At 70.4% G+C, this 7,032-nt stretch carries 6 protein-coding genes; 2 read left to right on the top strand and 4 right to left on the bottom strand.

The features are described from left to right. The 3 genes from ruvX to ACYQ8K_RS01095 all read right to left on the bottom strand — a co-directional run. The coding region (gene ruvX / locus ACYQ8K_RS01105; RefSeq protein WP_459966507.1) for a Holliday junction resolvase RuvX at positions 1-439 on the bottom strand (439 nt) is incomplete at its 3' end. Next, positions 440-3,154, bottom strand: a complete 2,715-nt coding sequence (gene alaS / locus ACYQ8K_RS01100; protein ID WP_459966506.1) for an alanine--tRNA ligase — start codon at positions 3,152-3,154, stop codon at positions 440-442. A gap of 129 nt (positions 3,155-3,283) precedes the next feature. Next, the gene (locus tag ACYQ8K_RS01095; RefSeq protein WP_459966611.1) at positions 3,284-3,673 is read right to left on the bottom strand and encodes a secondary thiamine-phosphate synthase enzyme YjbQ; all 390 of its coding nucleotides are present in this window, start codon (positions 3,671-3,673) and stop codon (positions 3,284-3,286) included. Positions 3,674-3,838: 165 nt separating this feature from the next. On the opposite strand from ACYQ8K_RS01095, the gene ACYQ8K_RS01090 reads away from it, so the two are divergent. Continuing rightward, the gene (locus ACYQ8K_RS01090) at positions 3,839-4,462 is read left to right on the top strand and encodes a hypothetical protein (RefSeq protein ID WP_459966505.1); all 624 of its coding nucleotides are present in this window, start codon (positions 3,839-3,841) and stop codon (positions 4,460-4,462) included. Here the strand turns inward: ACYQ8K_RS01090 and ACYQ8K_RS01085 are convergent. Further along, entirely contained in the window at positions 4,459-5,820 is a 1,362-nt protein-coding gene (locus tag ACYQ8K_RS01085; RefSeq protein ID WP_459966503.1) for a replication-associated recombination protein A, read from the bottom strand. The two genes, ACYQ8K_RS01090 and ACYQ8K_RS01085, sit on opposite strands and share 4 nt — an antisense overlap. A gap of 157 nt (positions 5,821-5,977) precedes the next feature. On the opposite strand from ACYQ8K_RS01085, the gene ACYQ8K_RS01080 reads away from it, so the two are divergent. Further along, positions 5,978-6,946 (top strand): hypothetical protein, encoded by a 969-nt coding sequence (locus ACYQ8K_RS01080; RefSeq protein ID WP_459966502.1) that lies wholly within the window; start codon positions 5,978-5,980, stop codon positions 6,944-6,946. Positions 6,947-7,032 lie beyond the last annotated feature (86 nt).

Genomic DNA, 7,032 nt, shown 5'->3' with positions numbered 1-7,032 from the left:
CCCCCGCCCCCTCACCACCCCCCCCTGGTTCCTCCGGGCCCCCCCCCCGGGCCGCCCCCCCCCCCCGCGCCGCCGCCACCGTGGTGAGCCGCTCGTCGGCCAGCCGCACCGGAGTGGGCGCGATCCGCTGGGCCAGCGCGTCGGCCACCTCGATCGCGTCGATCGCCGACGGGCCGGTGCGATCGGCCAGCGTGCGCGGCAGCCCGACGACCACCTCGACGACCTCGAGTTCGGCGGCCAGCGCGGCCAGCCGCCGCAGGTGTTTGCCGTTGCGGTCGCGGCGGACGGTCTCGACCGGGGTGGCCAGGATGGCGTCCGGGTCGCTGCAGGCCACACCGATGCGGACGCTGCCCACGTCGATGCCGAGCCGTCGTCCCCGGCCAGGGTCCTGATGGGGATCGCCGGGCCGATCAGGCAAGCGGTGCTGTGCGGCGACCACTCAGTCGACCCGCGCTATCGCGGCGATCTCGGAACGGAACGCGTCGAGCGCTGTGTCGATGCCCGCCGGATCCTTGCCGGAGCCCTGCGCCAGGTCCGGCTTGCCGCCCCCGCGCCCGTCGACGGCCGCGGCGAGCCGCTTGACCAGGTCGTTGGCGCGAAGCCCGAGGTCCTGGGCGGCCGGGTTGGCGGCGACCGCATACGGCACCGTTACGCCGCCGTCGTCCGCAGAAAGCACAGAGATCAGCGCGACCACCGCGGGATCGCCGCCCAGCTTGCCGCGGATGTCGCCGACCAGGGACCGCAGATCGCCCGCCGTCATCCCGCCCGACATCCGCTGCGCCACCACCCGCACGTTACCGATGCGCTCCGCGCCCGCCGCGGCGTTGGTGGCGGCGGCCCGCGCGCCGGCGAGCCGGGCGCGTTCGAGTTCCTTCTCCGCCGCCTTGAGCCGCTCCACCAGGTTGGCCACCCGGGCGGGCACCTCGTCGGACGGCACCTTCAGCGACGACGCCAGCCCCGCCATCAGCGCGCGTTCCTTGGCCAGGTGCCGGAACGATTCCAGCCCGACGTAGGCCTCCACCCGGCGCACCCCGGAACCGACCGAGGATTCGCCCAGGATGGTCACCGGCCCGATCTGCGCCGAGTTGTGCACGTGGGTGCCGCCGCAGAGCTCCAGCGAGAACGGGCCGCCGATCTCCACCACCCGGACCTCGTCGGGGTAGGCCTCACCGAACATGGCCATCGCGCCCATCGCCTTGGCCCGCTCCAGCTGCTCGGTGAACGTGTGCACCTCGAAGTCGGCCTGCACGGCCTGGTTGGTCACCTCTTCGACCTGGGTGCGCTGCTCCTCGGACAGCGGCCCCTGCCAGTTGAAGTCGAACCGCAGGTAGCCCGGCCGGTTCAGCGACCCGGCCTGAACGGCGTTGGGCCCCAACACCTGTCGCAGCGCCGCGTGCACCATGTGGGTGCCCGAGTGCCCCTGGGTGGCGCCCCGGCGCCACTGCGGGTCGACCGCCGCGACGACGGTGTCGCCCTCCACGAATTCGCCGGACTCGACGTTAACCCGGTGCACCCACAGGGTTTTGGCGATCTTCTGCACATCGGTGACCGCGGCGCGGGCGCTCTGTCCGGCGCCCGTCCCGCTGATCGTGCCCTCGTCGGCGATCTGGCCGCCGGCCTCCGCGTACAGCGGGGTGCGGTCAAGCACGAGTTCGACGCGGTCGGCCCCCTCGGCGCCGTGAGTGACCACCGGAACCCGCTTGCCGTCCACGAAAATACCCAGAATCTTTGCCTCGGAGGTCAGTTCGTCGAAGCCGGTGAACTCGGTTGGCCCGGCGTCGACCAGCTCCCGGTAGGCGGTCAGGTCGGCGTGCGCGTGCTTGCGCGCGGCGGCGTCGGCCTTGGCGCGGCGGCGCTGCTCGGCCATCAATTCGCGGAAACCGACCTCGTCCACCTGCAGGCCGGCCTCGGACGCCATCTCCAGCGTCAGCTCGATCGGGAAGCCGTAGGTGTCGTGCAGTGTGAAGGCGTCCGAACCCGAGATCGCTTTCGCGCCAGAGGCTTTGGTGGTCCCGGCCACCTCGTCGAACAGCTTCGAGCCCGCCGTCAGCGTGCGATTGAACGCGGTCTCCTCGGCGACGGCGATGCGCCGGATGCGGTCGAAGTCGGCGACCAGCTCCGGATACGACGGGCCCATCGCGTCGCGCACGGTGGCCATCAGGTCGCCGACGATGGGGCCCTCGATGTCGAGCAGCCTGGCCGAGCGGATCACCCGGCGCAGCAGCCGGCGCAACACGTAGCCGCGGCCGTCGTTGCCGGGCGTGACGCCGTCGCCGATCAGGATGGCCGCGGTGCGGCTGTGGTCGGCGATGACCCGGTAGCGCACGTCGTCGTCGTGGTTGCCGACGTCGTAGCCGCGCGGCGCCCGCGCGGCCGCGGTGTCGATGACCGGCCGCAGCAGGTCGGTCTCGTAGACGTTGTGCACGCCCTGCAGGATGAAGGCGACCCGCTCCACACCCATGCCGGTGTCAATGTTCTTGCGGGGCAACGGCCCCAGGATCTCGAAGTCGGCCTTGCCGGTGCCCTCGCCGCGCTCGTTCTGCATGAACACGAGATTCCAGATCTCGATGTAGCGGTCCTCGTTGGCGATCGGGCCGCCCTCGACGCCGAACTCCGGCCCGCGGTCGTAGTAGATCTCCGAGGACGGGCCGCACGGGCCGGGGATGCCCATCGACCAGTAGTTGTCCTCCATGCCGCGGCGCTGGATGCGGTCCTCGGGCAGCCCGGCGATCTCCTGCCACAGCTGCACGGCCTCGTCGTCGTCGAAAAAGACCGTCGTCCAGATGCGTTCGGGATCCAGGCCGTAACCGCCCTGCTCGACGCCGTTGGTCAGCAGGGTCCAGGCCAGTTCGATGGCGCGGCGCTTGAAATAGTCGCCGAACGAGAAGTTGCCGGCCATCTGAAAGAACGTGTTGTGCCGGGTGGTGATGCCGACCTCGTCGATATCCGGGGTGCGGATGCACTTCTGGATGCTGGTGGCGGTCGAGAACTCCGGGGTGCGCGCGCCCAGGAAGTAGGGCACGAACTGGACCATGCCCGCGTTGACGAACAGCAGGTTGGGGTCGTCGAGGATCACCGATGCGCTCGGCACCTCGGTGTGGCCCGCCTTCACGAAATGATCAAGAAACCGCTTCCTGATCTCGTGTGTCTGCACTTTCGAGTCCGCTTCTTTCCGTTACTTCGAGGTCTGGCTCCCAGCCTATTCGCCGGGGCACGGCAAGCCCGTCTCACGACGCATTTCGACCGCTCACAGTACCTGCCCCGGCGCGCCGGCCCGGGGCCGCTAGCCCTCAAGAAAGCTCAGCCGGACCGAGCGTTGCGGGTTGTCCCGGTTCAGGTCGACCAGGACGATGCTCTGCCACGTCCCCAGCATCGGCTCACCCCCCGAGACCGGAACCGTCACCGACGGGGCGACGAGCGCCGGCATCACGTGGTCGGCGCCGTGGCCTTCCGAGCCGTGGGAATGCCGGTAGCGATCGTCGCGCGGCAACAGCCGTTCCAGCGCGTCGACCAGGTCGTCGTCGGAACCGGCACCCGTCTCGATGATGGCGACCCCCGCCGTGGCGTGCGGGACGAACACGTTGCACAGGCCGTCCCCCCGCGACCAGCAGAACCCGCGCACCGCCTCGGTGAGATCGACGATGCGGCGGCGGGAGGTGTCCACGTCCAACACATCGGTATGCATCCGGTCAAGCCTACGGCGCCGGCCTCGCGACCAGCCAATCCATTGTGAGCGCTGCCACAGTTGGGCATTGCGGCGAGCAACCGGCAGGAGGAAGGTAGCGAGTGGGACCGGTGGCGCCACCGGGGCGCCGCCCCGACATAGGAGGGGTCGACCGTGTACGCACGCTCCACCACCATCCAGGCGCAACCCCTGTCGGTCGACATCGGCATTGCGCACGTTCGCGATGTCGTCATGCCCGCGCTCAAAGAGATCGACGGGTGTGTCGGACTGTCGCTGCTGGTTGACCGGCAATCGGGCACCTGCATCGCCACCAGCTCGTGGGACACCATCGAGGCGATGCGCGGCAGCGCCGAGCGGGTCGCGCCCATCCGCGACCGGGCCTCACTGATGTTCGACGGCAGTGCGCGGGTCGAGGAATGGGACATCCCGTTGCTGCACCGCGACCACCCGTCCCGCCCGGGCGCGTGCGTGCGCGCGACCTGGCTCAAGGTGGTGCCGGATCAGCTCGACCGGTCGCTGGACTTCTACCGGATGGCGGTGCTGCCCGAGATGCAACGCCTCGACGGGTTCTGCAGCGCCAGCCTGATGGTCGATCACCCCGCCTGCCGCCGCGCCGTCACCTGCTCCACGTTCGACTCGATGGAGGCGATGGCCCGCAACCGCGACCGCGCCAGCGAGCTGCGCAGCCGGCGCGTGCGCGAGCTCGGCGCCGAGGTGATCGACGTGGCCGAGTTCGAGCTGGCGATCGCTCACCTGCGGGTGCCCGAGCTGGTCTAGCGCCTCTTGCGGATGATCGCGCGCAGCCGGTCCAGCCGGCCGGCCATCTCGCGTTCACCGCCGCGTCCGGTGGGCCGGTAGTAGTCGACCCCTGCCAGCTCGTCCGGCGGATATTGTTGTGCGACAACCCCATCCGGGTGGTCGTGGGAACACTTGTAGCCCTGCGCGTTGCCCAGCCCGGCCGCGCCCGAATAGTGGCCGTCGCGCAGGTGGGGCGGAACCAGGCCGGCCTTGCCGGCCCTGATGTCGGCCGTCGCCGCGGCCAGCGCGGTGGTGACCGCGTTCGACTTCGGCGCGGTGGCCAGATAAATCGTGCAGTGCGCCAGGGTGAGCTGCGCCTCGGGCATGCCGATCAGCGCCACCGTCTGAGCGGCCGCCACCGCGACCTGCAGCGCGTTCGGGTCGGCCATGCCGATGTCCTCGCTGGCCAGGATCATCAGCCGGCGCGCGACAAACCGGGGGTCCTCGCCGGCGACGAGCATGCGGGCCAGGTAGTGCAGCGCGGCGTCGACGTCCGAGCCGCGCACCGACTTGATGAAGGCGCTGATGACGTCGTAATGCTGGTCGCCGTCGCGGTCGTAGCGCACCGCGGCCTCGTCCAGGGACTGCTCGACGGCGCCGACGGTCAGCTCCCCACCGGGCTCGACCGCCCAGACGGTCTCAGAGGCGACCTCCAGCGCCGTCAGCGCGCGCCGGGCGTCGCCCGCGGCCAGCCGCACCAGCAGGTCGACGGCCTCGGGCGCGACGGCGATCTGGCCGCCCAGCCCGCGCGGGTCGTCGATCGCGCGCTGCACCACGGTGCGGATGTCGTCGGCGCTCAGCGGCCGCAACTGCAGGATCAGCGAGCGCGACAGCAGCGGCGCCACCACCGAGAACGACGGATTCTCCGTCGTCGCCGCCACCAGCAGCACCACCCGGTTTTCCACGGCGGACAACAGCGCGTCCTGCTGGGTCTTGGAGAACCGGTGCACCTCGTCGATGAACAGCACCGTCTGCTCGCCGGACAGCAGCGCGCGGCGCGCGGTGTCGATCACCGCCCGCACGTCTTTGACACCGGCCGACAGGGCCGACAGCGCCTCGAACCGGCGGCCGGTCGCCTGCGAGATCAGCGCGGCCAGCGTCGTCTTGCCGCTGCCGGGCGGGCCGTACAGGATGGCCGACGCCACGCCCGAGCCCTCGACCAGCCGGCGCAGCGGAGATCCCGATGCCAGCAGATGGTCCTGCCCGACCACCTCGTCCAGCGATGCCGGACGCATCCGGACCGCCAGGGGCGCCCCGCCCGACACGCCCAGCCCGTGATCGCTCGGCTGCGGCGCACCGGGGAGGTCAAACAGACCGTCGGACACGGTTTCAGGCATACCACGGCGGGCGGACGCCCGCGCCGCCACAGGCGTGCGGGCCGGCAATCCGCGCGCCCGGGCCGCATCTTTGCTAAGTTCGGCGTTTGCCAAGTTCTGCGCGCGTTGCCTCCTAGGAAACTTCGCCACCTGAGGAAATCCGACAGCAAGGACGAACATGAGCCAACCTCCCGAGTATCCGGGCATCCCGGCAGACCCCCAGGGCAGCAACCCTCCGGGCTACCCGCCGCCGGGCTACGGCGCACCGCCGCCTCCTCCGGGTTATGGCACGCCTCCCCCGCCGCCGGGTTACGGCGCACCCCCACCTCCGGGATACGGACCGCCCCCGGGATATGGCGCACCCCCTCCCGGCTACGGACCGCCACCCGGCTACGGGGGGCAGCCAGTGTTCAGCATCGGGGACGCGTTCGGCTGGGCCTGGAACACGTTCACCAAAAACGCTGTGGCGCTTATTGTTCCAACCCTGGTGTACGCGGTGTTGTTTGCCGTCGCCTCCACGCTGATCGGCCTGAGCCAGGACATGGGCACCACGACGAGCAACTCCGACGACGACTACTTCACCTTCACCGCGAACCTCAACGGCGGCGGTACGGCGCTGCTGATCCTGGGCTACCTCGTCGCCTACCTCGTTGGAGCGTTCGCCCAGTCCGCGTTCCTGTCCGGCTGCCTGGATCTGGCCGACGGCCGCCCGGTGACCATCGGGTCCTTTTTCCGGCCGCGCAACTTCGGCATGGTGTTCCTGGCGGCGCTGCTGGTCGGGATTCTCACCTCGATCGCCTCGGTGCTGTGCTTCCTGCCCGGCCTGATCCTGGGGATCTTTGCTCAGTTCACCATCCCGTACGCGATCGATCGGTCCGAGCAGCCCATCAAGGCGCTCACGTCCAGCTTCTCCACCGTCACGTCGAACTTCGGCAATGCCCTGCTGGTGTGGCTGGTCGAGGTCGCCGCCGTCGTGGTGGGTTTCCTGGCCTGTGGAGTGGGCGTGTTGGTCGGGGTCCCGGTCGCCGCCCTGGTCGGGATCTACGCGTACCGCAAGTTTTCCGGCGGCCAGGTCGCCGCGCCGCATCAGGCGGGATACCAGGCCGGCCCGCCGCCTGGCCCACCGCCGGGACCCGCACCGGCCTGACACTGCGCGCAGCTTTCTCGTATTACGGCGCGGTAAGCCGCAATTGCGGCGCGCTGCGCCGCACACGCGCGTGTGGTGGGATCAGC

It is taken from the genome of Mycobacterium sp. MUNTM1 (assembly GCF_054660795.1).
The sequence above is the reverse complement of the archived record's forward strand: the minus strand, read 5'-3'. Positions and strand labels throughout refer to the sequence as shown.

Bases quoted from the DNA above. Each gene is read 5' to 3' on its own strand.
- ACYQ8K_RS01080 (WP_459966502.1), top strand. From the start codon at position 5,978: ATGAGCCAACCTCCCGAGTATCCGGGCATCCCGGCAGACCCCCAGGGC.
- ACYQ8K_RS01085 (WP_459966503.1), bottom strand. From the start codon at position 5,820: ATGCCTGAAACCGTGTCCGACGGTCTGTTTGACCTCCCCGGTGCGCCG.